Annotated in this window: 15 protein-coding genes and 1 pseudogene; 7 read left to right on the top strand and 9 right to left on the bottom strand. The window is 71.2% G+C overall.

Annotated features, from left to right (window positions below; translation table 11 throughout):
* Positions 1 to 45 precede the first annotated feature (45 nt).
* Positions 46 to 1,578, bottom strand: coding sequence for an amino acid permease (locus MTF65_RS03215; RefSeq protein ID WP_243626658.1), 1,533 nt, complete (start codon positions 1,576 to 1,578; stop codon positions 46 to 48).
* Between the two features lie 113 nt (positions 1,579 to 1,691).
* Entirely contained in the window at positions 1,692 to 2,672 is a 981-nt protein-coding gene (locus tag MTF65_RS03220) for a hypothetical protein (RefSeq protein ID WP_243626659.1), read from the bottom strand.
* A 404-nt stretch (positions 2,673 to 3,076) separates the two neighbouring features.
* On the opposite strand from MTF65_RS03220, the gene MTF65_RS03225 reads away from it, so the two are divergent.
* The 3 genes from MTF65_RS03225 to MTF65_RS03235 are packed head-to-tail and all read left to right on the top strand — an operon-like array spanning position 3,077 to position 7,133.
* A complete protein-coding gene (locus MTF65_RS03225; protein WP_243626660.1) occupies positions 3,077 to 4,513 on the top strand; it encodes an FGGY family carbohydrate kinase in 1,437 nt (478 codons plus the stop codon).
* Entirely contained in the window at positions 4,510 to 5,916 is a 1,407-nt protein-coding gene (locus tag MTF65_RS03230; protein ID WP_243626661.1) for an FAD-dependent oxidoreductase, read from the top strand. Before MTF65_RS03225 ends, MTF65_RS03230 begins: the two co-directional genes overlap by 4 nt.
* Positions 5,913 to 7,133, top strand: a complete 1,221-nt coding sequence (locus tag MTF65_RS03235; protein ID WP_243626662.1) for an FAD-dependent oxidoreductase — start codon at positions 5,913 to 5,915, stop codon at positions 7,131 to 7,133. Before MTF65_RS03230 ends, MTF65_RS03235 begins: the two co-directional genes overlap by 4 nt.
* A 114-nt stretch (positions 7,134 to 7,247) precedes the next feature.
* Here the strand turns inward: MTF65_RS03235 and katG are convergent, their stop codons facing one another.
* Positions 7,248 to 9,437 carry a catalase/peroxidase HPI gene (gene katG, locus MTF65_RS03240; protein WP_243627289.1) on the bottom strand — a complete coding sequence of 730 codons (2,190 nt, stop codon included), beginning with the start codon at positions 9,435 to 9,437 and terminating at the stop codon, positions 7,248 to 7,250.
* Positions 9,438 to 9,629: 192 nt separating this feature from the next.
* Here katG and MTF65_RS03245 point away from each other — a divergent pair, with 192 nt between their 5' ends.
* Together MTF65_RS03245 and MTF65_RS03250 are read left to right on the top strand one after the other, a co-directional pair.
* Positions 9,630 to 11,129, top strand: a complete 1,500-nt coding sequence (locus MTF65_RS03245) for a histidine kinase (RefSeq protein ID WP_308407094.1) — start codon at positions 9,630 to 9,632, stop codon at positions 11,127 to 11,129.
* Positions 11,126 to 11,821, top strand: a complete 696-nt coding sequence (locus tag MTF65_RS03250) for a response regulator transcription factor (RefSeq protein WP_243626663.1) — start codon at positions 11,126 to 11,128, stop codon at positions 11,819 to 11,821. Before MTF65_RS03245 ends, MTF65_RS03250 begins: the two co-directional genes overlap by 4 nt.
* Positions 11,822 to 11,914: 93 nt before the next feature.
* On the opposite strand, the pseudogene MTF65_RS03255 reads toward MTF65_RS03250, so the two are convergent.
* From MTF65_RS03255 to MTF65_RS03265, 3 genes and pseudogenes are all read right to left on the bottom strand, one after another.
* A pseudogene (locus MTF65_RS03255) lies at positions 11,915 to 12,499 on the bottom strand (phosphatase PAP2 family protein); the annotation flags it as partial.
* A gap of 148 nt (positions 12,500 to 12,647) precedes the next feature.
* Positions 12,648 to 15,062, bottom strand: coding sequence for a SpoIIE family protein phosphatase (locus MTF65_RS03260; protein ID WP_243626664.1), 2,415 nt, complete (start codon positions 15,060 to 15,062; stop codon positions 12,648 to 12,650).
* 212 nt (positions 15,063 to 15,274) lie between these two features.
* Positions 15,275 to 16,309 (bottom strand): helix-turn-helix domain-containing protein, encoded by a 1,035-nt coding sequence (locus MTF65_RS03265; RefSeq protein ID WP_243626665.1) that lies wholly within the window; start codon positions 16,307 to 16,309, stop codon positions 15,275 to 15,277.
* A gap of 107 nt (positions 16,310 to 16,416) precedes the next feature.
* Here MTF65_RS03265 and MTF65_RS03270 point away from each other — a divergent pair, with 107 nt between their 5' ends.
* Positions 16,417 to 17,313 carry an alpha/beta hydrolase gene (locus MTF65_RS03270; RefSeq protein ID WP_243627291.1) on the top strand — a complete coding sequence of 299 codons (897 nt, stop codon included), beginning with the start codon at positions 16,417 to 16,419 and terminating at the stop codon, positions 17,311 to 17,313.
* 249 nt (positions 17,314 to 17,562) lie between these two features.
* Positions 17,563 to 18,630, top strand: a complete 1,068-nt coding sequence (locus MTF65_RS03275; protein WP_243626666.1) for a serine hydrolase — start codon at positions 17,563 to 17,565, stop codon at positions 18,628 to 18,630.
* A 408-nt stretch (positions 18,631 to 19,038) separates the two neighbouring features.
* On the opposite strand, the gene MTF65_RS03280 is transcribed toward MTF65_RS03275, so the two are convergent.
* The 3 genes from MTF65_RS03280 to MTF65_RS03290 all read right to left on the bottom strand — a co-directional run bounded on the left by MTF65_RS03280 (position 19,039) and on the right by MTF65_RS03290 (position 22,560).
* Positions 19,039 to 20,532 carry an IMP dehydrogenase gene (locus MTF65_RS03280; protein WP_243626667.1) on the bottom strand — a complete coding sequence of 498 codons (1,494 nt, stop codon included), beginning with the start codon at positions 20,530 to 20,532 and terminating at the stop codon, positions 19,039 to 19,041.
* Between the two features lie 280 nt (positions 20,533 to 20,812).
* The gene (locus MTF65_RS03285) at positions 20,813 to 21,982 is read right to left on the bottom strand and encodes a cation diffusion facilitator family transporter (protein ID WP_243626668.1); all 1,170 of its coding nucleotides are present in this window, start codon (positions 21,980 to 21,982) and stop codon (positions 20,813 to 20,815) included.
* 158 nt (positions 21,983 to 22,140) lie between these two features.
* Positions 22,141 to 22,560: a DUF1398 family protein gene (locus MTF65_RS03290; protein WP_243626669.1), complete on the bottom strand. Its 420-nt coding sequence runs from the start codon at positions 22,558 to 22,560 to the stop codon at positions 22,141 to 22,143.
* Positions 22,561 to 22,601: the final 41 nt, after the last annotated feature.

Raw genomic sequence — 22,601 nt, forward strand, 5'->3', positions numbered from 1 at the left:
GACGGACGGCCGGCCGCGCGGGCGGGCGGGCGGGCGCTGGAGTGGTCAGACGATGCCTTCGGCGATCTCCGCCTGCTCACGGGCGTTTCCGTAGGCCGACGGGGTGCCGTAGGAGCGCCGGGCGACGGACCACCACACGCTGGCGAGGACCAGCACCACGGCCAGGGCGATCACCGCGTAGTTCATCGAGTCGATGGTGACCGGGGACTTCTGCGGCAGGCAGAACAGGACGGTGACGACCGCCACCCAGACGACGGCGGTCCAGCCGATCGGCTTGCTCCAGCGGCCCAGGCTCCACGGGCCGGGCTCGAACCGGTTGCCGGCGCGGAGCCGCAGGTAGATCGGGATGGCGTAGGCCGGGGTGATACCGATGACGTTGATGGCGGTCACGGCCCCGTAGGCGGTGGCGGAGTAGAGCGACGGCAGCGCGAGCACACCCGCGACGATGACCGAGAGCCATACCGCCGGGACCGGCGTCTGGGTGCGGCCGCTGACCTTGCGCCACAGGGCGGAGCCGGGGAGCGCGTTGTCACGGCTGAACGCGAAGACCATCCGGCTCGCGGCGGCCACCTCGGCATTGCCGCAGAAAAGCTGCGCGACGATGACGACGAGGAGCAGCGCGGTGGCGCCGCCGGAGCCCAGGGCATCGAGGAAGATCTGGGCGGGCGGGACACCGGTGGCGCTGCCCTGGACGGCCGCGTAGTCCTGGATCGCGAAGGTGAGCCCCGCGAGCAGGGCGAATCCGGCGATCCAGGAGACCCAGATGGCCCGGACGATTCCCCTGGCGGCGGAGACGGAGGCGTTCGAGGTCTCCTCCGAGAGGTGCGCGGAGGCGTCGTACCCGGAGAAGGTGTACTGGGCGAGCAGCAGACCGACCGCCGCCACGTAGAACGGGTTGGCCCAGCCCGAGTCGTTGACGAACTCGATGAAGACGAACGAGGGCGACTGGTGGTGGTCGGGGACGAGGGCCAGGGTGCCGACAATCACGGCGACACCGCCCAGGTGCCACCAGACGCTGACGGAGTTGAGCACGCTGACGAGGCGGACGCCGAAGAGGTTGAGGACGGCGTGCAGCAGCAGGATGCACAGGAAGATCAGGAACGTCGATCCGGAGGTGGGCACGAAGCCGAACTGGAGGTTGAGGAAGGCGCCGGTGAACAGGGCGGCGCCGTAGTCGATTCCGGCGATGGCGCCGAGCAGGCCGAGCAGGTTCAGCCAGCCCGTGTACCAGCCCCAGCGGCGTCCGCCGAGCCGGTCGGCCATGTAGTAGAGCGCCCCCGAGGTCGGATAGGCGCTGGTCACCTCGGCCAGGGCGAGCCCCACGCAGAGCACGAAGATGCCGACGCCGACCCAGCCCCACAGCATCACGGCCGGGCCACCGGTGCCCAGGCCGAAGCCGTAGAGGGTCATGCATCCGGAGAGGACGGATATGACCGAGAAGCTGATGGCGAAGTTGCCGAAGCCGCCCATCCGGCGTGCGAGGACGGGCTGGTAGCCGAGTTCCCTGAGCCGTTCCTCCTCGTCCTGCCGGCGTGGGGCATTGCGGCCCTGGCGAGCTGCCCATGCGGTTCGGGACATGGCGGTACCTCCGGGTGGGTGGTGGAGCGGGGGGACGGCGGAGCGGGGGACGGTGGAGCGGGGGTGAGGGGGCGGATGGCGCGAGGGAGCGGCTGCTGCCGCGGCGCGGAAGGTCAGTTCCGGCCGGCCAGGCTGCGGGACCTGGCCTGTAGGAACACCTCCTCCGCCAGTGCCGGGTCGGCCGGGGCGCGGGTCCGGTAGGCCCACGGCAGGGTGGTCCAGTACCGGCCGATCGCGTCGAAGACCCGGGCCGCCTCGTCGAATTGGAGGGCTGCCCACAGGGCATGGGCGAGGTGGTTCAGATCGAGCGGGGAGGAGTACTGCGGGTCGGCGAAGCGGAACCAGGCGTCCAGGGCGTTCGTGGCGTCGCGGATGGCGTCCTGGGTGACCCAGTGCAGATCGAGGGCCCTCTCCTGGCCGCGTTCGCGACGGTAGCCTTCGACCCGTACGTAGAGCGGCAGGACGTGGGCGGCCGACCCGGGCGGGGCGGAACCGGCGGCCCAGTGCACGAAGTTGGCGGCCTGGGAGAGCGGTCCGGGCGTGCCGGCGTACACGAACTGGAGCATCCGGTGGTACGCCTCGCGGTTGTGCGGGTCGCGCTTGTCTGCTTCGGCGAGGATGCCCCAGGGCCCGGGGGGCAGCATCGGGCCGGGCGGCGGAAGCCGGTGCTCGTCCATCTGACGGTGTTCGTCGAGGAGGGCGAGGGCGAGCAGGCAGACCCAGGGCACGGGGTCGGCGGGGCTGATGCCGGCGGTTTCCCGGCAGGCCTCCCAGGCCTCCTGCCACAGCTCACGGGTGCGGGGATGTCCGGCGCGGTGGGCGCGGACGGCCCGTTCGACGGTGACACGGGTGTGCATCACGGTCGCGGCGACACTGTGCGGTTCCTCGGTCCGCCACGCCTGGACCACGTCGGATCCGGCGGCGACCGCGGCGAGAACCTGGGTGCGCTGGGTCCACAACCCCCAGCTGTCCGTTTGTTCGAGCAAGTGCGCCATCGACACCCAGCGGCCGGTGCGCAGGTCCTGGACGGCGGCACGCAGCTCGTTGTCGTGGCCGGCGGGGTGGTAGACGGGACGGAAGTCGCTGCCCGCCATCACCTCGTCCCGGTCGATGGGCGGCAGCCGGGACGGGCGCGTCTGGCGGTGGTCGTGGTCATCAGTCCTCGGATCGCGTGGAGGGTGGGTCCATCCGGCGTTCGGCTGCCGCACTGCAAACGTGCCGCGTCGGGGATGGGCGAGCCGTGACGTGAACTGAGCTCTGAATCCTCGGCCGTTGACCCGCGGTCGGCTTCCTTCCCGTTGATCGGCGATCACTATAGAGCGACTGGAGTCATCCGCACCCAGATCTATGTTCGAACGCAAGTAACAAGCCACGCACGGAACATGACTTTGCGTCAGCGATTCTGGGGCGGCGAATCGGAGGATCTTGACGCACGACGTCCGCTGGTGGAGGCTTCCGACCGACGATCAAGCATGCCGACACCAGGGACGGAGTGGTGATGACGGGCCCGGTGCTCGCTGTCGACCAAGGCACGTCGGGAACCAAGGCCCTCGTCGTCTGTCCGGTACGTGGGGTCATCGGCTCCGGTTCCGCGCGCGTACGGCCCCGGTACCTGCCGGGCGGACGGGTGGAGGTGGACCCCTACGAGCTGCTGAACTCGGTCGTCGACGCCGGGCGGGCCGCGCTCGCGGCGGCCGGTGAGCCGGTCGTCGCCGTGGGCCTGGCCAACCAGGGCGAGACCGTTCTCGCCTGGAACCCGGCGAGCGGTGAGCCGCTGACCGACGCGATCGTCTGGCAGGACCGGCGGGCCGAACCCCTCTGCACCGAACTCGCCCCGCACGCGCCGTTGTTGCGGCGGACGACCGGCCTGCCGCTCGACCCCTACTTCGCCGCGCCCAAGATGGCCTGGATACGCCGCCACCTGACCCGGCACGGCGTCGTCACGACCAGCGACGTGTGGCTGGTGCACCGCCTCACCGGTGCGTTCGTGACCGACGCGGCGACGGCGGGCCGCACCCAGCTCCTCGATCTCGACACCGTCAGCTGGTCGCAGGCGGCACTCGACGCCTTCGGCCTCACGGGCGAGCGGCTGCCGGAGATCATCGACGCGGACACCCGCGTCGGCACCACCACCGCCTTCGGGCCCGAACTGCCTCTGACCGGGCTGCTCGTCGACCAGCAGGCAGCGCTGCTCGCCCAGCGCGTCACCGAGCCCGGCACCGCCAAGTGCACCTACGGCACGGGCGCGTTCCTGCTCGCGCAGAGCGGTCCGCTCCCCCGCCGCAGCGCCTCCGGGCTGGTCGGCTGTGTGGCCTGGCGGCTCGCCGGACGGACCAGCTACTGCCTGGACGGGCAGGTGTACACGGCCGCCTCCGCCGTGCGCTGGCTGACCGATCTCGGCGTGATCTCCGGCGCCGAGGACATTGACGCCGTGGGCGGGAGCGTCCAGGACGCCGGCGGCGTCACCTTCGTCCCCGCGCTCGCCGGGCTCGCCGCCCCGTGGTGGCGGGGCGATCTGCGGGGCTCGGTCACCGGTCTCGGCCTCGCCACCACTGCCGGGCACCTGGTGCGCGCACTGTGCGACGGCATCGCCGCCCAGGTGGCGGAGCTCGCGGACGCGGTCGCCACCGATCTGGGCGCACCGCTCGCCACCCTGCGCGTCGACGGCGGGCTGACCCGGTCCGCGCTGCTCATGCAGGCCCAGGCCGATCTGCTCCAGATCCCCGTCGAGGTGTCGGCGCTCCCGGACGCCACCGCGCTCGGCGTCGGCGCGGTCGCCCGCCTCGGGCTCGATCCCGCGCTCACCGTCCAGGAGGCCGTCCCGGAGTGGAAACCGTCCGCCGTCTACGAGCCGAGGGCCGGCGCCGGGCAGGCCGCCGAGCGCCGCGCACGGTTCCGAACGGCGGTATCGGCCCTGCTCGACGGCCCGGCATGACCGTCACCACCGGCGGCGCCCTGCCCGGCGGAGAGTACGACGTGACCGTCGTCGGCGCCGGGGTGGTGGGCTCGGCGATCGCCCGCGAACTGGCCCGGCTCCCCCTGCGGATCGCCCTGGTCGACGCTCGCGACGATGTCGGCGACGGCACCTCCAAGGCCAACACCGCCATCCTGCACACCGGTTTCGACGCGGTACCCGGCTCCCTGGAGTCCCGGCTCGTCCGAGAGGGACAGCGGCGGCTCGCCGCGTACGCCGCCGACAGCGGCATCGCGGTGGAACCGCTCGGGGCACTTCTCGTGGCCTGGGACGAGGAACAGCGTGCCGCGCTGCCGGGCCTCGCGGACAAGGCCGTACGCAACGGCTACCGCTCGGCCCGGATCATCCCGGCCGAGGAGGTGCGGGCCCGCGAACCGGAGCTCGGGCCCGGGGCGCTGGGGGCACTCGACGTACCGGGCGAGTCCGTCATCTGCCCCTGGACGACCACGCTCGCCTATGCGACGCAAGCCGTCCGCGCCGGCACCGACCTCCACCTCAACTGCCTTGTTCAGTCCGTCACTTCGGGCACTTCGGGCCATCCGCACGTCCTGTCCACCAGCCGGGGACCGCTGCGCACCCGCCACCTGGTCAACGCGGCGGGGCTGTACGCCGACGAGATCGACCGGCTCCTCGGCCACGCGGACTTCACCGTCACGCCCCGGCGCGGCCAGCTGATCGTCTTCGACGAACTCGCCCGCGGCCTGGTGCGGCACATCCTGCTGCCGGTGCCGGGCGCACTGGGGAAGGGGGTGCTGGTGTCGCCGACGGTGTACGGGAACGTGATGCTCGGGCCGACCGCCGAGGACCTGGACGACAAGACGGCCACCGGCTCGACCGCCGAAGGGCTCGCGCTGCTGCGGGAGAAGGGCCGGCGGATCCTGCCGGCGCTCCTGGAGGAGGAGGTCACCGCCGTGTACGCCGGACTGCGCGCCGCCACCGGCGACGAGGACTACGCGATCCGAGCCCACCCCGCGCAGCGGTACGTCACCGTGGGCGGGATCCGCTCGACGGGCCTGACCGCCTCGATGGCGATCGCCGCCCATGTGGTGGAGCTGCTCGCCGACGGCGGTCTGCCGGTGACGGGCGCACGGGAGCTGGAGCCGGTGCGGATGCCGAACCTGGGCGAGGCGTTCCCCCGGCCGTACCGCGACGCGCGGATGATCGCGGCGGACCCGGAGTACGGCAGGATCGTCTGCCACTGCGAGCGGGTGACCCGCGGGGAGATCCGCGACGCGCTGGCGGGGACCGTCCCGCCCGGTTCGCTGGACGGCCTGCGGCGACGCACGCGCGCACGGGGCGGCCGCTGCCAGGGCTTCCACTGCGGCGCCGCCGTCCGCGCGCTGTTCGAGGAGGCCAGCCGGTGAACCGTACGGACGTACTGGACGGCGTACTGGACGTACTGGTCGACGTACTGGTCGTCGGCGCCGGCCCCGCCGGTCTGGCCCTCGCCGCCCGCCTCGCGGGAGCGGGCGCGGGGCGGGTCGAGGTCCTGGAACGCGAGCAGGACGCGGGAGGCGTGCCACGCCACTGCCACCACGGCGGGTTCGGGTGGCCGGCGCGCCCCTGGCTCCGGGGACCGGCGTACGCACGGCGGTCGGCGGAGGCGGCGATCGGCGCGGGGGCCACGGTCCGTACCGGTGTCACCGCCACCGGCTGGGCCGGCCCCCTGTCCCTGGAGACCACGAGCCCGGCGGGGCTGGAGCGGATCACGGCCCGGGCCGTCGTCCTCGCCACGGGTGCCCGGGAGCGCCCCCGCAGCGCCCGGCTGGTGCCGGGCTCCCGTCCGGCGGGTGTGCTGACCACCGGGGAGTTGCAGCAGGCGGTCCATCTGTACGGGCAGCCCGTCGGCCGGCGCGCCGTGGTGGTGGGCTCCGAGCCGGTGGCCCGTCACGCGGTACGTACGTTGCGCCGGGCGGGTACGGATGTGGTGGCGATGGTCACGCGGCGCTCGCGGGGCGCCGCTCTGCCGGGGGTCCCGCTGCTCACGGCCACGACGGTGGGCGAACTGCTCGGCGGGGGCCGTCTGTCGGGCGTGGCCGTGCACCACGAGGACGGCCGGTCGGGCGTTCTCGCCTGCGACACAGTGGTCTTCACCGGTGACTGGATCCCCGACCACGAACTGGCGCGCCGCGGCGGCATCAGCCTGGACCCGGGCACGCGCGGTCCCTCCGTGGACGCGTCCTTCCGTACGTCGGCGCCGGGTGTCTTCGCGGTCGGCAACGCCCTCCACGGCGTCGAGCGCGCCGCCACCGCGGCCGCGGAAGGCGCCGCCGCCGCGGCCCCGGTACTGGCCCACCTGTCGGGCGCCCCTTGGCCGGAGTCCGGCCCGCCGCTCGTCGTGCGGGCCCCGCTGGTGTGGGTGACGCCGAACCGGGTCACGGGCGTCGCGGGGCGGCCGTTGCTGCTGCGGTCCGGGGAGCCGCTGACCGGCCCGGTGGTGACGGTCGGCCAGGACGGCCGGCTGCTGTGGCGTCGGTGGTTCCCGGGCCCGGTGTCACCGTCGCGGTCGCTGCGGCTGCCGCCGGGGTGGACGAACCGGGTCGACCGGGCGGGCGGGGCGGTCGTGGTGGGCCTCGGCTGACCTCCCGGAAACCGCGGGTCGGCGCAGGCGGGCCGGCGCACGCGGCCACCCGGCTGCTGACCGGGAGCCGGGGCGTCCGGGCCGGCCGATGAGCGGCCGGCCCGGACATCGGGCTCAGGCAAGGTCGAACCGATCGAGGTTCATGACCGTGTCCCACGCGGCCACGAAGTCACGCACGAACTTCTCGCTCGCGTCCGCGCACGCGTAGACCTCCGCGATGGCTCGGAGCTGGGAGTTCGCACCGAAGACGAGGTCGACGGCGGTGGCGGTCCACTTGACCGCGCCCGTGGCGCGGTCGTGGCCCTCGTACACTCCCTCGGTCGAGGCGGATGCCTTCCACTCCGTGCCCGGGTCGAGCAGGTTGACGAAGAAGTCGTTGGTCAACGTATCGGTCCGGTGGGTGAAGACACCGTGTGGGGATCGCCGGAAGTTGGTGTTCAGGGCCCGCATGCCGCCGATCAGAACCGTCATCTCGGGAGCGGTCAGCGTCAACAGGTTGGCCCGGTCCAGCAGGAGGGTCTCCGGCCCCAGCTTCTCTCCGGCTCGGAGGTAGTTGCGGAATCCGTCCGCGGCCGGTTCCAGCACGGAGAACGCCTCCACGTCGGTCTGCTCCTGCGTGGCGTCCGTGCGTCCCGGTGTGAAGGGGACTTCGGTGTCGTGCCCTGCGTTCTTCGCCGCCTGCTCGACGGCCGCGCACCCGCCCAGAACGATCAGGTCAGCGAGCGAAACCTTCTTTCCGTCGGACTTCGAGAGGTTGAAGTCCTGCTGAATCTGCTCGAGGGTCCGCAACGCCTCGGCCAGTTCGGGCAGGTCATTGACCTCCCAGCCCCTTTGCGGCGCGAGTCGGATCCGCGCCCCGTTGGCCCCGCCGCGCTTGTCGGTGCCGCGGAAGCTTGCCGCCGACGCCCACGCGGTGGTGGCCAGTTGGGAGATGGACAGTCCCGATGCGAGGATCTCGCGCTTGAGGGCGGCGATGTCCTCGTCCGCGACGAGTTCGTAATCTGCCTTGGGGACGGGGTCCTGCCACAGCTGCGGCTCGGGGATCCACGGACCGAGGTAGCGCGAGAGGGGTCCCATGTCGCGGTGCAACAGCTTGTACCACGCCTTGGCGAACGCTTCCGCGAGCTGGTCCGGATTCTTGTGGAAGCGCTCCACAATCGGCCTGTAGACAGGATCCACCTTCAGCGAGAGGTCCGTCGTCAGCATCATGGGGGCGTGCGTCTTCGACGGATCATGAGCATCGGGCACAGTGCCCTGGGCCGAGGGATCCTTGGGTTTCCACTGGTTGGCACCGGCGGGGCTCGTCGTCAGCTCCCAGTCGTACCTGAACAGGTTGTCCAGGTAACCGTTGTCCCACTTCGTCGGCTCGGTGGTCCACGCGCCCTCCAGCCCGCTGGTGAGCGTGTCGGCACCCTTGCCGCTGCCGAAGCTGTTCCTCCAGCCGAGGCCTTGCTCCTCAAGGGGGCAGGCCTCGGGTTCCGGACCGACGTACTCGGCTGGGACCGCTCCGTGGCACTTTCCGAACGTGTGGCCGCCTACGATGAGCGCGACCGTCTCCTCGTCATTCATCGCCATGCGCCCGAATGTCTCACGGACGTCCCTGGCGGCAGCCACCGGATCCGGGTTGCCGTTGGGCCCCTCCGGATTCACGTAGATCAGGCCCATCTGCACGGCGCCGAAAGGTACCGCGAGTTCCCTTTCGCCGCTGTAGCGCTCATCACCGAGCCACACATCCTCGGGCCCCCAGAAAATCTCCTCGGGTTCCCAGATGTCCTCTCGCCCGAAGCCGAATCCGAACGTCTTGAACCCCATCGATTCCATGGCGCAGTTGCCGGCGAACACCAGGAGATCGGCCCAGGAGATCTTCCGGCCGTACTTCTGCTTGACCGGCCAGAGCAACCGGCGCGCCTTGTCGAGGCTCGCGTTGTCCGGCCAACTGTTGAGGGGCGCGAAGCGCTGGGCGCCGGAGCCGCCACCGCCGCGGCCGTCGGCGATGCGATACGTGCCCGCGGCATGCCAACTCATCCGGATGAAGAGCGGCCCGTAGTGGCCGTAGTCGGCAGGCCACCAGTCCTGCGACGTCGTCATCACCTCGAAGATGTCCCGCTTCAGCGCGTCGACGTCGAGGGTTTTGAACTCTTCTGCATAGTTGAAGTCCTCGCCCATCGGATTGGACTCGGGCGAGTGCTGGTGGAGAACCTGAAGGTCCAGCTGATTCGGCCACCAGTCCCGGTTCGTCCTGGGCCGACCCGGCGTGGGGGTGGGGGAATTGATTACTGGGTTTTCGCTTTCGCTGCCGGACACGTCGGCCCTTCTTCCTGTTTCAGGGTTTCCTTCTGATGGCGTTGGTTTCTTCGCTGCGTCCCATATGCTCGCGCACCGCAGACCGCACCGCTGCGAGAACACGCGGAGCATGCGTACCCGGCTGACTCGGGCCGGCGGTAGTGGACTTTCGGCAGTGCCGCAGGACCGGCGGAGTTCCGTAGGGTCGCGTCCGTGAGAACAGTGATCATCAAGACCCTGGTGCCGGCACCGGTACTGTCCGCAGGCCTGTTCATCGGGGCGGTCGCCGCCGTTGGTACGGGCGTCGCCACCCTGTGGTGGGGCATACCGGCGGCGGTCTGCGCCTTCCTCGCGGGCTGGCAGCCGGGGCGGAACCGGAGCACGGGGGTGGCCCTGGCCGGAGTGCTCGCGGCGGCCGTGGTGGCCGTGCTCCTGGTACCGGCGTGGCTGGGCTGGGCGAGCCGGTTGGTGGGGCTGCTGCTCGTGGCGGCGATGCTGCCGTGGTTCGCGGGCCGGTTCCTGCGCCAGTACCGAGAACTGGTGCGGGCCGGGTGGGAGCGGGCCGCGCGGCTGGAGCGGGAACAGCGTCTGGTCGCCGAACAGGCCCGGCTGCGCGAGCGGACCCGGATCGCGCAGGACATGCACGACCTCCTCGGCCACGACCTCAGCCTCATCGCCCTGTCGGCGGGGGCACTGAAGCTGGCCCCTGGCCTGCCTGAGGAGCACCGGGCCGCCGCCCAGGACATCCGCGCCAGGGCGGGAGCCGCCGTGGAACGGCTCGGCGAGGTGATCGGTGTCCTGCGCGAGCCGTCGGATCCGGCCCCGGGGTCCGAGCCCGGCGCCGGACTCACCGAACTCAAGGGCCTGGTGGACCGCGCGGCCGCGGCGGGGCTCGACGTCCGGCTGCGGGTGGAGGGCGAACCGGCGGCCGGCGACGCGCTGCTGGTCGTCGAGCGGGCCGTGCACCGCGTCGTCCAGGAGGCGCTGACGAACGTTGCCAAGCACGCGCCCGGGCACCGGGCGACCGTCGTCGTCCGGCACATGGAAGGACGGACCGAGGTCAGTGTGACGAACGAGCCGGTGCCCACCGCGTCTGCGGCCCACCATGACCACGCCGCCCGTCCCGCACCGGGGTCCCGGGTCTCCGCACCCGGCGAGGGCCACCGCTTCGGGCTCATCGGCCTGGACGAACGCGTCCGACTGGCCGGTGGCGCCTTCACATCGCGCCCCGAGGGCGGCGGGTTCGCCGTGCGGGCCACGCTCCCGCACCGTCCCGGGGCCGTGCCCCCGCCACGCCGCGCCGAGCGCGGCGATCCAGGTGACGTACTGCCCCCCGAGCACCGCAGTGCCCGCCGCCGGCTGGGCCGTACGGCCGCGGCGGCCGTCCTGGTGCCGCTGTGCACTTCCGCGTTCATCATCGGGGTGGTGCGGGTGTGGGACACCGTGACGGCACGGCAGTCGGTCCTCGCCCCGCAGGACTACGCCCGCTTGCGCGTCGGCCGGCCGCGCGCGGAGGTGGCGCCGTATCTGCCCGAGCGCCAGACGACCCGCCGCCCGGCAGCACCCACCCCCGCACCTCAGGGTGCGGCCTGCGAGTTCTACGTACAGACCGGCGACCCGTTCGACGACCGCTCGGGGGACATCTACCGTCTCTGCTTCCGGGCCGGTCGCCTGGTCTCCACCGACGACTACACCGGGAAGGCTGTCCGATGATCCGGATCCTGATCGCCGACGACGAGCCCATGATCCGCGCGGGCGTCCGCGCAGTCCTTGCCTCAGACCCCGGCATCACCGTCGTCGCCGAGGCAGCCGATGGCCACCGGGCGGTGGAGCTCGTCCGGCGCCACCGCCCGCAGGTGGCCGTCCTCGACATCCGGATGCCCGGAACCGGCGGCATCGAAGCCGCCGCCGAGATACGAAGGACCGAACCCGCGACGGGAGTCGTGATGCTGACGACCTTCGGCGAGGACGAGTACATCCTGCGCGCCCTGAGCGAAGGCGCCACCGGCTTCCTGATCAAGTCCGGCGAGCCGGAGGAACTGATCGCCGGTATCCGGGCGGTTGCCGACGGCGCCGCCTATCTGTCACCGAAGGTCGCGGCCCGGGTCGTCGCGCATCTGGCGGCCGGCGGTGCGGGCGCCCAGGCCGGCCGCCGCTCCGTGGCCCGCGCCCGCGTCGAGGCCCTGACCGCCCGGGAGCGGGACGTGCTCGGTTTCCTCGGCAGCGGGTTCTCCAACGGGCAGATCGCGCGCCGCTTGCACCTGGCGGAGGGAACGGTGAAGGCCCACGTCAGCTCGATCCTCGCCCGCCTCGGCGTCGACAACCGGGCTGCGGCGGCCGTGGTCGCGCACGAGGCCGGCGTGGTCCCGGTGCCGTCCGACCGCCTGCCGTACGAGGAGGGCTGACACCGCCCGTACGGCAATCGGCAGTACGAGGAGCCGTACGGTTACCACGGCCGCCGCGCCGAGCGCCGCGCCCGCCAGGACATCGTGCGGATAGTGCACCCCGACCAGCACCCGCAACAGGGCGGCCGCGCCGGCCACCGGCAGCACCAGGGCCACGAGCCGAGGCCGTACCAAGATCACGCCAACTGCCAGCGCGACCGCCAGGGTGGCGTGGTTGCTGGGGAACGACCAGTCGCCCGGTGCGGGACACGGTGCGAGGGCCGCGGCCCCGGGCAGGGCCCGGCACGGACGTTCCTCGTCGACGAGGAGTTTGATCGCCTCACTCAGTCCGTAGGTGACGACGGTCCCGGCGGCGGCCACTGCCACCCGGGCCAGGCCCGGCACGTCACGGCGGCGCAGGGCGCTCCAACCGACCCAGGCCAGCAGCAGGCCCAGGAACAGCAAAGTGCCCTCACTCGCCGCTTCCAGGGCGGTCCTGGCCCACGGTGGCCCGTCCGTCACGTTCTCAGTCAGCGCCCGGTAGGCCGTCACCGAGAAGCCCGCAGTGACGTGCACCGGCTCGTTCGTGCCCAGTGCGCCGCCGGGTGCCAGCCAGACCACGGCCGCCGTCCCCACCCCGGCCGACGCGACCGCCACCGGTAGCCGTCGACCCCATCCGTATCGCTTGATCGAATCCATACTGCCGACAGTAGGAACACCGCACTCCGGGCGCCCTGGCCGAATGGCAGCCCCGTACCCCGACGATCGTCAGGATTGACGGCACGGCACGGCACGGCACGGCACGGCACGGCACGGCACGGCACGCCACGCCACGCCACGCCACGCGCTAACCGACATGGCCCTCGTTCGTCGGCCGCTTCGCCGAAGGCAGGGCCTGCTCGGCCCAGATGATCTTGCCGGTGGCCGTGTAGCGGGTGCCCCACTGTTGGGTTGTCTGCGCCACGATGAACAGGCCCCGGCCGCCCTCGTCGTCGCCGGCGGCGTGCCGCAAGTGAGGCGAGGTGTGGCCGCCGTCGGACACCTCGCAGATGAGCGTCTGGTCGCGGATCAGGCGTAGCTGGAAGGGGCCGACCGCGGCATACCGGATGGCGTTGGTGACCAGTTCGCTCACCACGAGTTCGGTGGTGAAAACCAGGTCATCGAGCCCCCAGGCGCGAAGCTGGGCAGACGCCGCGGCCCGCGCCCGGCCGACGGCCTGGGGGTCGCTGCTCACATCCCACACGGCCACCTGGTGCCGGTCGAGGATTCGGGTACGGACCAGCAACAGCGCCGCGTCATCGTCCGCCGGACCTGGCAGCAGGGCCCCGACCGCCTCGTCGCACAGGTCGTCCAGGGGACGGGTCGACCGGGTCAGGACCCCGCTCAGCACGTCCAGTTGCTCATCGAGGTCGCGGTCACGGGCGTGCACGAGGCCGTCAGTGAAGAGGGCGAGCAGGCTGCCCGGCGGAAGGGTCAGCTCCGCAGACTCGAAGGGCAGACCGCCCAGCCCCAGCGGCGGACCCGACGGCAGCTCGGGGTACGTGACCGTGCCGTCGGCCGGGTCGACGACGGCGGGCAGCGGATGCCCGGCCCGCGCCATCGTGCACGTTCCGGACACCGGGTCGTACGCGGCGTAGAGGCAGGTGACACCGAGGGCCTCGTCCTCCAGCAGTTCCTCACCCTCGATACCCTCGATGCGTACCGCGGCCCGTTCGTCGGCGCTCTGGGTGACGAGGTCGTCGAGACGGGCCAGGAGTTCATCGGGCGCGAGGTCCATGCGGGCCAGCACACGCACGCTGGTGCGCAGCCGGCCCATGGTGGCGGCGGCGCCCAGGCCGTGCCCGACCACGTCCCCCACGACCAGTCCCACCCGGGTTCCGGACAGGGCGATGACGTCGAACCAGTCGCCGCCCACCCCGGCCCCGCTGTCGGCGGGAAGGTAGCGGTACGCGAGCTCCACGGCGGACAGCCGCGGCAGCAGCCTGGGCAGCAGGCTGCGCTGCAGCAGGAGAGCGGCGGCGTGGTCGCGGGCGTAGCGGCGGGCGTTGTCGACGCACACCGCGAGCCGTGCCACGAGTTCGTCGGCCACGGCCCGTTCACCGTCGTCGAGAGGGTTGGTGCGGTGTTCCCATGCGAAGGACACGATGCCCAGGTCGGTCCCTTCGGTGCGGAGCGGTACCGTCAGCAGGCCCGGTTCGCGGGCCGGGCGTACGGCGGCCCGGGCGCGGACATCGGCGGAGACGAGGTAGGCGATGGAGTGTGCGGCAGGGGGCTCCCCGGGAGGCCATACCCGCACCATCCCGGTGTCCGGCACGGCATCGGGGTGCGACCGATCGCTGTGCAGCACCGTTTCCAGCAGGTCCACCGTGACCGCATCGGCGAACCACGGGGTCGTCACGGCGGCGAACTCTCGGGCCGTGCGGCTCATGTCAAGGGTCGTACCCACACTCCTGCCGGCTCGGACCAGCAGGTCCAGGCGCTGCTGGGCGAGGTAGCGCTCGGTGATGTCGACCGACTCCTCGCACACGCCCAGCGGTGATCCGGCCGGGTCCTCCAGCCGGTAATACGAGCACGACCAGACGTGGTCGCGGTCGGGAGCTGAGGGCGGGCGGCCCCGGTAGTGCAGTTCGATCACTGGCTCGCCGGTGGTGAGCACGTCGCTCATGACCTCTTCTAGCGTGTCGGGCATGCCGGGAGAGACGATCACGCCGTGCGTGACCATGTCGTCCGGGCCGACTCCGGCGTAGTCGGCGGGCCCCATCTCCGCGTAGAGGGCGGCGTTCGTCCACACCACGCGCAACCGGGTGTCGTAGATGGCCAGGCCGACGGGCGACTGGGTGGCCAACCCGCGCAGCATCGATTGCAAGGCGTTCCACTGCTCGGTCTTGTTTGCGTCGGCCATGGCGAGCAGGTGTGCGGGCCGCGTCCCGACGCCGACGCTCAGGTCACTTCCGCCATCGCCGCCGGGCTCCTCGCCGCAAGATGACAGGGTGCGGATCGCAACCGCGACCCGCGTGCTCTGCCCGTTCCGGTGGCGCAGCCGCAGCACGCTGCGCAGGCCCGGCAGGAGTTCGGGCGCCGCGGCGTCGGTCACGAGGTCGGCGAACTCCCGACCGAGCACCTCCGACGCCTCGTACCCGAGCAGCTCCGCGGCCGCCGGGCTCCAGCCCACCACCCGGCCCTCGCCGTCCAGGACCGCCATGGCCGCCCTGGACACATCGAGGGGGCCCTGCGGTTCATCGAAGCCGGGGATCTCGCTCATGACGCCTCCCCCCGCTGCGCAGGCCGACACACGACCGGCGGCAGGGCGACGCCACGAGGCCGCTCGGTGGCTCCACCGGCCGGGTCACACAGCCAGGATGCCCCTCCCCCCGCCGCTGCCGCATCCGGACGGCGGCAGACCGGTGAGATGTACGCCGAGACCGTTGACCGGTGAGGACGGCCGCCGCCGGTACACCGTGCGGCGGATCTTCCTCAGTCGTCGAGTAGCCGCCACGCGGTGAGGGCGATCCTGGCGCGTGTCAGTCCCGTGGGTTCGGTGAGTTCGATGTCCAGGGTCTTCGCGATCTGTTCGAGTCGGCGGGCGATGCTGCTGTGGTGCAGGTGGAGGAGGTCGGCGGCCCGGCGTTGGGAGCCGGTGGCGCAGTAGGTGTCCAGAGTCTCCAGGTCTTCCGGGTTGCCGGCGATTCGGGCGATGGCGGCCACGTCGGCGTTGTCTCGCGCGGCGTCCTCGGGTATCTCGGCCAGGAGCGCCAGCGCGCCCAGGTCGGCGTGGCGGATGACGGGTTCACGCGGGCCGGTGAAGCGGAGGGCGGTGCGTGCTTGCCGCCAGGAGCGGTCGGGGCTTCCCGCGGCGCCGATGCCCGCACGTACGCCCGCTGGAAACCGGGCCGGGTCGATGGCGGTGGTCAGGATGACGCCCACGTCGGCGAGCGGTGCCGCCTTCACCGGGCGGCCCGGACAGACCAGGGCGCCGATCTGGTCGAGCGGGAGCCGCGACCGTACGGCGACGACGCGGACGGGCAGGTCGGCGGCGAAACCCAGAAGGCGTAGCGCCCGGGCTCTGGCCGCCTCGTCGCTGTCGGAGCTGATCACCAGTTCGACGAGGGCGGGGTCGGCCATGGTGGTGCGGGCCGGGCCGTACCGCTCGGCGACCGCCGCGGCGGCGATGGCGAGCCGGTCCAGGAGCACTTCGTCGAGCGGATTCGGCGGGCCGGGGCGTTCCAGCCACACCGTGCCGATCTCCTCCTCGTCGAGGGTGATCGGCGCCGTGGTGGACGGGGGTGACGGCGGGGCGGATGCCTGCCTGCCGTCGGGCGAGATCCGGATCACCCGTCCCGTGCCGTGGAGCCGGAACCCGGCCACGCACTCGGCCAGACCCGCCGAAGCCCGGGTGAGCGCCGGGAGGTCCACCCGCCGGCGCATCAGCGTGTCGTAGAACGCGATGACGCGGATCGCGCCGTCGACGTACGGATCCAGTCCCGACAGTCGTACGGCCAGTGCCTCCATGGCAGAAGGATAGAAGGACAGGGGTGCGCCGATCGGCGCGGGATCGGTGCGGGATGCGCGACGGATGGCGGATGACCCCCTGGATGACGACCCTGAGGATGGTCGTCATGGATCCCGAACTCGAAGCATTCATCCCGTTTCTCCCGCAACTCGACCTGAACGACCCGGTCACCTCGCGCAAGGACTTCGCCGAGCGTGCCGCCGCGGCGCCGGCACCGGACACCTCGAACATGAAGGTCGAGGACCGCACGGTGTCCGCCGATCCGGACGTGGCGGTGCGGGTCTATCGCCCGCACCGGGCACAAGGCGCCATCGTCTGGCTGCACGGCGGCGGCGGAGTCTTCGGTGACCTGGACACCGAGCATCCTTGGGCCGCCCGGATCGCGGACCTCTCCGGGGCCGTGGTGATCTCGGTGGGCTACCGCCTGGCGCCCGAGCACCGTTTCCCGGCCGCCCTGGACGACGCCTGCGCCGTACTGACCTGGGCGGCCGAGCACGCGGACGAACTCGGCATCGACCCGGCCCGGATCGCGGTCGGAGGGCACAGTGCCGGCGCGAACCTCGCGGCCGCGGTGGCGTTGCGGGCGCGTGACGAGGAAGGGCCGGCGATCCGCTTCCAACTGCTCAACCAGCCGGGACTGGACGACCGGCGGGAGACGTGGTCGGCGCGGACCTTCACCGACACGCCCTGGTTCAATCGCGACAAGCTCGCCGCAGCGTGGCGGCACTACCTGGGCTCCCAGCCCGCCACACCGTACGCCGCCCCCGCGCGGGCCGCCGATCTGTCCGGCCTGCCACCGGCCTACATCGCGACCGCGGAGTTCTGTCCGAACCGCGACGAGGGCATCGAGTACGCGCTGCGCCTGATGCGGGCGGGCGTGTCGGTCGAGCTGCACCAGTGGGCCGGCACCTTCCACGGGTCACAGGCGATCCTGTCCGCCGCGGTCTCGCAGCGGCAGAACGCCGAACTCGGCGCCGCTCTGCGCCGCGCGCTGGCCGAGTGAGCCGTGGATGTCGAAGAGCACGGGGAGAGTCCCCGTTGCAGAGTCCCCGTCGCACTCATCGCTCGTGAAAGGACGTCTGTCTTGAAGATCCGACTGGTGTTATGTGCAAGCGTGGCCGCGCTGAGTGTTTGCGCGGGCACGGTGGCGGCAGCTCCCGCACCCGACGGGACAAGGACGGCCGTGCCGGCCGGCAGTCCGAGCCCGTCGACCCCGTCGACCGGCTTCGATCCCGCGGAGGTGAAGTCCGCCATGGACGGTGTCCACCGCGCGGGGGTGCCGGGGGTGTACGCCGAGGTGCGCGATACCGGCCGGACATGGCGCGGCGCTTCCGGGGTCGCCGATGTCGGGACCGGCCGTCCCGTCAGGCCCGACATGCGCCAGCGCGTCGGCAGCATCACCAAGACCTTCACCGCCGCCGCCGTCATGCAGCAGGTCGAGCAGGGCCGGATCCAGCTCGATGCGCCGATCGGCGGCTATCTGCCGCGGCTGGTGCCGGGAGAGCGCGGCAGGAAGATCACCGTCCGGATGCTGCTCAACAACACCAGCGGCATCCCCGACTACATCCGCTATGCGTTCCCTTCTCTGCGGGACATGTCACCCGAGAGCCTGGACGACAACCGGTTCAGGCGGTTCCGCCCGGCCGAGCTGATCGAGATGGGGCTCACGGCGCCTCCCGCCGGCGAGCCCGGAGCCACTCCGGGGGTGTATTCCAACACCAATTACCTGCTCCTCGGCCAACTCCTGGAGCAGGTGACCGGTACCACCGCCGAGGAGTACATCACCCGCAACGTCATCGAGCGTGCCGGGCTCCGGCACACCGAGTTTCCGGCCGGGCCGCGTATCGAGGGGCCGCACTCGCGGATGTACGAGGCTCTGTGGGGCGTGATCGACCCGCCGCGCGACTACAGCGTCTACAACACGTCCTGGACGGGAACCGGGGCCGCTCTCGTATCGACCATGGAGGATCTCAACCGTTTCTACGCCGAGCTGCTCGACGGCAAGATCGTCAACCAGTCGTCGCTGGCACAGATGCGGCGCACGGTCCCGGTCATCGCCCTGGACGGATCGACGATCGAGTACGGCCTCGGCCTGCACAAGGTCGACCGCCCGGGCTGCGGCACCTTCTGGGGCCACGGCGGCACGGTCTGGGGGGCCGGAACGATGTCCCTGACCCGGGCCGACGGCCGGCGCCAGATGTCCGTCGCGATCAACCTCCAGAGGTGGAACACGCCGGACTCCTCGGGGAAACCGCAGCACCACCCCATCGACGACGCGCTGGAGACGCTGTACCAGCAAGCGATGTGCGGAAGCGGATGAACGGTGGCGGCGCGCGAGATCCGGTATCGCTAGCCGCTGTTCGCGGAGAAGTGCTGGTAGTCCGGGTTGCTCCAACGCCCTGCGGCGCCGGGCGACGCCCGAGATGTGCGCGACGCGGAACCGGGTCACCATTGCGTAAGGCTGGGCGGGCCGGCGCACAGGCGCCGGCACGAGAAGGACGGCACATCCCGGTCAGGAGACGACGCATGCACCTGGACCAGTCACAAAAAGCATGGGCCATGATCATCGTCGTCGTCACCGTCATCCTCGCAAATCTCGCAGCGATCATCCTGATGAACAACATCGGGCGGTAACCACGACGAACAGCAGCTGCGCCCCAGGAGCACGTCGCCCCCGCCACCCGGAACGCAGGGGGTGGCGGAGACGACGCGGCTGGCAGATCGTGTGTCACTCGCCGGAATCGACGGACCGCTCCCGCAGCCGCACCTCGGCGGTGTTCTGCTCGTAGGACCGCTCGGAAACCTGGACCATGACCGCCTCCTCGTGGAACTGCTTCAGCGTGGTCGCACCGCAGCTGATCATGGTGGCGGTCAGCTTCGACCTGGTCAGCTCTACGTTGTCGTACAGGCTGCCCGCATAGGGCACGAAGCCGTCCACGCCCTCCTCGAAGGCGATCTCGTCGCTCTGCCCGTAGCGGGCAGCGTTCTGGGCGCGCCTTGATCCCTCGCCCCAGTACTCCTTGTAGTACTGGCCGTCCACGCGGACCTTGCGTGAGGGGGACTCGTCGAAGCGTGCGAAGTACCGTCCCAGCATGACGAAGTCCGTGCCGATCGCGAAGGCGATCGCCATGTGGTAGTCGCTGAGCAGCCCGCCGTCGCAGCAGATCGGTACGTAGATGCCGGTCTCGGCGGCGTACGCGTCCCGCTCCTTGACCACGTCGATCAGCGCGGAGGCCTGACCTCGGCCGATGCCCTTCTGGTCACGGGTGATGCAGATCGATCCGCCACCGATTCCGACCTTCACGAAATCGGCCCCGGCCTCCGCCAGATACCGGAACGCACGCCCGTCGACGACATTCCCCGCACCTACGAACACGTCATTCCCGTACTTTGCGCGCACGGATTCCAGGGCCTTCTTCTGGTAGACGGAATAGCCGTCCGATGAATCGAGGCACAAAACGTCCGCTCCGGCCTCGACCAAAGCGGGGACGCGCTCCTCGAAGTCACGGGAGTTGATGCCGGCGCCGACCCGGAATCGCTTCTGGTCGTCCACGGACGCAATGTGGAACGTCTTGTGTGCCTGGTAATCCCGCTTGAGGACCAGCGAGGCGAGCCGGTCTCCGTCCACGACCGGCAGTACGTCCAGTCGCTGCTCCCAGATGAGTTCGTTCGCCTCCGACAGGCTGATCGTGGACGGGGCCGTCCTCAGCTGGTCGCGGGGGCGCATCCGGGCTGTGACGATCTCGCCGGCACCGTGGCGCTTGGTGTGGAAGTCCTCCAGGCCGATCACACCGAGGAACTTGCCGTCCGCACTGCCGTTCTCCGTGACGACGGCTACGCCCTGGTCCACCTCGGCCAGTAGCCGGGCGACTTCGCCCAGGGTGGTGGACGGTTTGACGTTGACCTCGCTGGTGCGGAAGCCGGCCTTGTGGCGCTTGACCGCGCGCACATCATCGGCCTGATCGGCGATGGGCTGGTTCTGGTGGACAAAGGACAGCCCTCCGCTCTGGGCGAGGGCGACCGCCAGCTTCGGCGAAGAGACCGCCTGCATGATCGCGCTCACCAGGGGGGTGGCGATCCGGACCGGCGAATCCTCCCCGACCTTGTGCCGCACGACGGACGTGGTCAGATCCACATTCTGCGGAGTGCACTCTTCCGTCGTGAGCCCCGGCAGAAGGAGGAATTCGTTCAGCGTGCGAGAAGTCTCGTCGAGGATTTTCACATGGTCTCCTGAAGGGAGCCTGCGATCCGATATTCGCCGGAGTCAGCAGGCTCTGACGGGCACAGTAAATCGGCGCCGACCTGCAGTGCGTATCCGGAAGAACCCGTCTGGAAAATGTCCGATGACGAGCGCACAGAGGTGGGCCGGTGCCAACGCTGAAGACACGGCGTCGCGATTGAACCGCTCCAGCGCTGCACAGGCGCTGACTTCCATTGCGCCATACAAGATCCTACCGCACCCCACGTGCCTGAAAGGTTGGCTTGTGGCGGTGCGGCAGTGTTCACAGCCCACGCGGCGGAACCGGAACCGGCAACCGTGGCACCGGCTTTGACGAGTTCGTCGACTGCGGCGCACCCGCCGGCCGTGCCGTGTGGTGGTCGAGGGCGGCGTGCGGATCGGCGCCTACGGGTGTGTGGTCCGTGTGGACGGTGGCTGCCGTCAGCCGCGGCACAGCGTGGATGAGCGCGTGCTCGGCGGCAACGGCGATGCGGTGGGCTTGGACGACGGTCAGCTGCGGGTCGACGACGATCTCGGCTTCGGCGCGCAGGGCGTGGCCGATCCACCGCATCCTCACCTGCCCGGTGGCGCGTACCCCGTCGACACCTCGCAGGGCGGTGTCGGCGGTGGCGACGAGTCCGGGGTCGACGGAATCCATCAGCCGCCGGAAAACCTCGCGGGCGGCGTCCTTGAGGACCAGCAGGATGGCGAAGGTGATGAGCAGGCCGACGACGGGATCGGCGGCCCGCCAGCCGAGTGCGGCGCCGCCTGCGCCCAGCAGGACGGCCAGGGAGGTGAAGCCGTCGGTTCGAGCGTGCAGGCCGTCGGCGACGAGCGCGGCGGAGCCGATGCGGTGGCCGGTGCGGATGCGGTAGCGGGCCACCCATTCGTTGCCGATGAAGCCGGCGAGCGCGGCGCCTGAGACGGCCCACAGGTGGGTGACGTCGCGGGGGTCGAGCAGCCGGTCGACGGCCGCGTGGGCGGCCAGGGCCGCGGACGCGGCGATGGTCGCGACGATGACGATGCCGGCCAGGTCCTCGGCCCGGCCGTAGCCGTAGGTGTAGCGGCGGTTCGCCGCCCGCCGTCCGAGGAGGAAGGCGATCCCCAGCGGGACGGCGGTCAGCGCGTCGGCGGCATTGTGGATGGTGTCACCGAGCAGGGCCACCGACCCCGACAGGGCGACGATCACACCCTGGACGATGGCGGTGACGCCCAGGACGACGAGCGAGATCCACAACGTGCGCATGCCCTCGCGGGAGGTCTCCATCGCCGCATCGACCTTGTCGGCGGCCTCGTGGCTGTGCGGCCTCACCCCATGGGCGAGTTGATGCCGCAAACGCGCCGGCCAGGGGGCACGGTGGTGATGACCGTACCCGGTGTCGCCGTGACCGTGACCGTGTTGGTGTCCGTGGCCTTGGCGGCCGTCTGGGTGAGTGTGCTCGCTACCCTCCATGCGCCTCACCGTGGCACAGCGAGTCGATTGCGGCTACAGCCGTCGTACACCCTGTGACCAGCTGCGATGTGCTCGCAACAGCATGGCGGGGGCAGCTGGTCCACAACGCGCGGCCGCCTGCCGGAATCGTCGGCCTTGCGTCGGCCTTCCCGCGCACTTCAGAGGAGTTCGACGGCCGGGTACTCCTCGGCGTACGAGTCGCCGTTGGCGCCGTAGTAGGTGCAGGTGCGGGCGGTCGTGTCGACGTCGTACCAGATGATCCCCGCGTTCCAGCAGCCCCGGACGAACTCGGGGAACGTCGTCTCGCCGGCCTGATCCGCGCGCAGTGCCGCGATGAGTGCGGCCCGGTCGAACCGGGGTGCTGCCGTGAAGCCGGTCACGAGGGGTTCGCCCTGGACGACGACGTCTCCGTGTTCGGTCAGGTACAGGAAGGCGTTGGCCGGGACGGCCATGCGGCAGTGGGTCACGCCGGCCTGGCGCAGGCTTTCGGCGAGGTAGGGAAAGCCGCCGACCTCGGGACGGGCGGCCTCGCCGCGTTCCATGGCGGCCTGCAGTCGGCTGATCGCGTCGGTGGTCATGGTGTTACTCCTGGGGGTCTCTGACGGGAGTGTGCGTGCGC

Source organism: Streptomyces sp. APSN-46.1 (genome assembly GCF_022815725.1).
GTDB lineage: Bacteria > Actinomycetota > Actinomycetes > Streptomycetales > Streptomycetaceae > Streptomyces.

What these genes read in the sequence shown, in the direction of transcription:
- MTF65_RS03225 (WP_243626660.1), top strand. Translation starts at nt 3,077, where the DNA reads ATGACGGGCCCGGTGCTCGCTGTCGACCAAGGCACGTCGGGAACCAAG.
- MTF65_RS03260 (WP_243626664.1), bottom strand. Translation starts at nt 15,062, where the DNA reads ATGAGCGAGATCCCCGGCTTCGATGAACCGCAGGGCCCCCTCGATGTG.
- MTF65_RS03275 (WP_243626666.1), top strand. Translation starts at nt 17,563, where the DNA reads ATGGACGGTGTCCACCGCGCGGGGGTGCCGGGGGTGTACGCCGAGGTG.
- MTF65_RS03250 (WP_243626663.1), top strand. Translation starts at nt 11,126, where the DNA reads ATGATCCGGATCCTGATCGCCGACGACGAGCCCATGATCCGCGCGGGC.
- MTF65_RS03290 (WP_243626669.1), bottom strand. Translation starts at nt 22,560, where the DNA reads ATGACCACCGACGCGATCAGCCGACTGCAGGCCGCCATGGAACGCGGC.
- MTF65_RS03230 (WP_243626661.1), top strand. Translation starts at nt 4,510, where the DNA reads ATGACCGTCACCACCGGCGGCGCCCTGCCCGGCGGAGAGTACGACGTG.
- MTF65_RS03215 (WP_243626658.1), bottom strand. Translation starts at nt 1,578, where the DNA reads ATGTCCCGAACCGCATGGGCAGCTCGCCAGGGCCGCAATGCCCCACGC.
- MTF65_RS03270 (WP_243627291.1), top strand. Translation starts at nt 16,417, where the DNA reads ATGGATCCCGAACTCGAAGCATTCATCCCGTTTCTCCCGCAACTCGAC.
- MTF65_RS03285 (WP_243626668.1), bottom strand. Translation starts at nt 21,982, where the DNA reads ATGGAGGGTAGCGAGCACACTCACCCAGACGGCCGCCAAGGCCACGGA.
- MTF65_RS03220 (WP_243626659.1), bottom strand. Translation starts at nt 2,672, where the DNA reads ATGGCGGGCAGCGACTTCCGTCCCGTCTACCACCCCGCCGGCCACGAC.
- MTF65_RS03265 (WP_243626665.1), bottom strand. Translation starts at nt 16,309, where the DNA reads ATGGAGGCACTGGCCGTACGACTGTCGGGACTGGATCCGTACGTCGAC.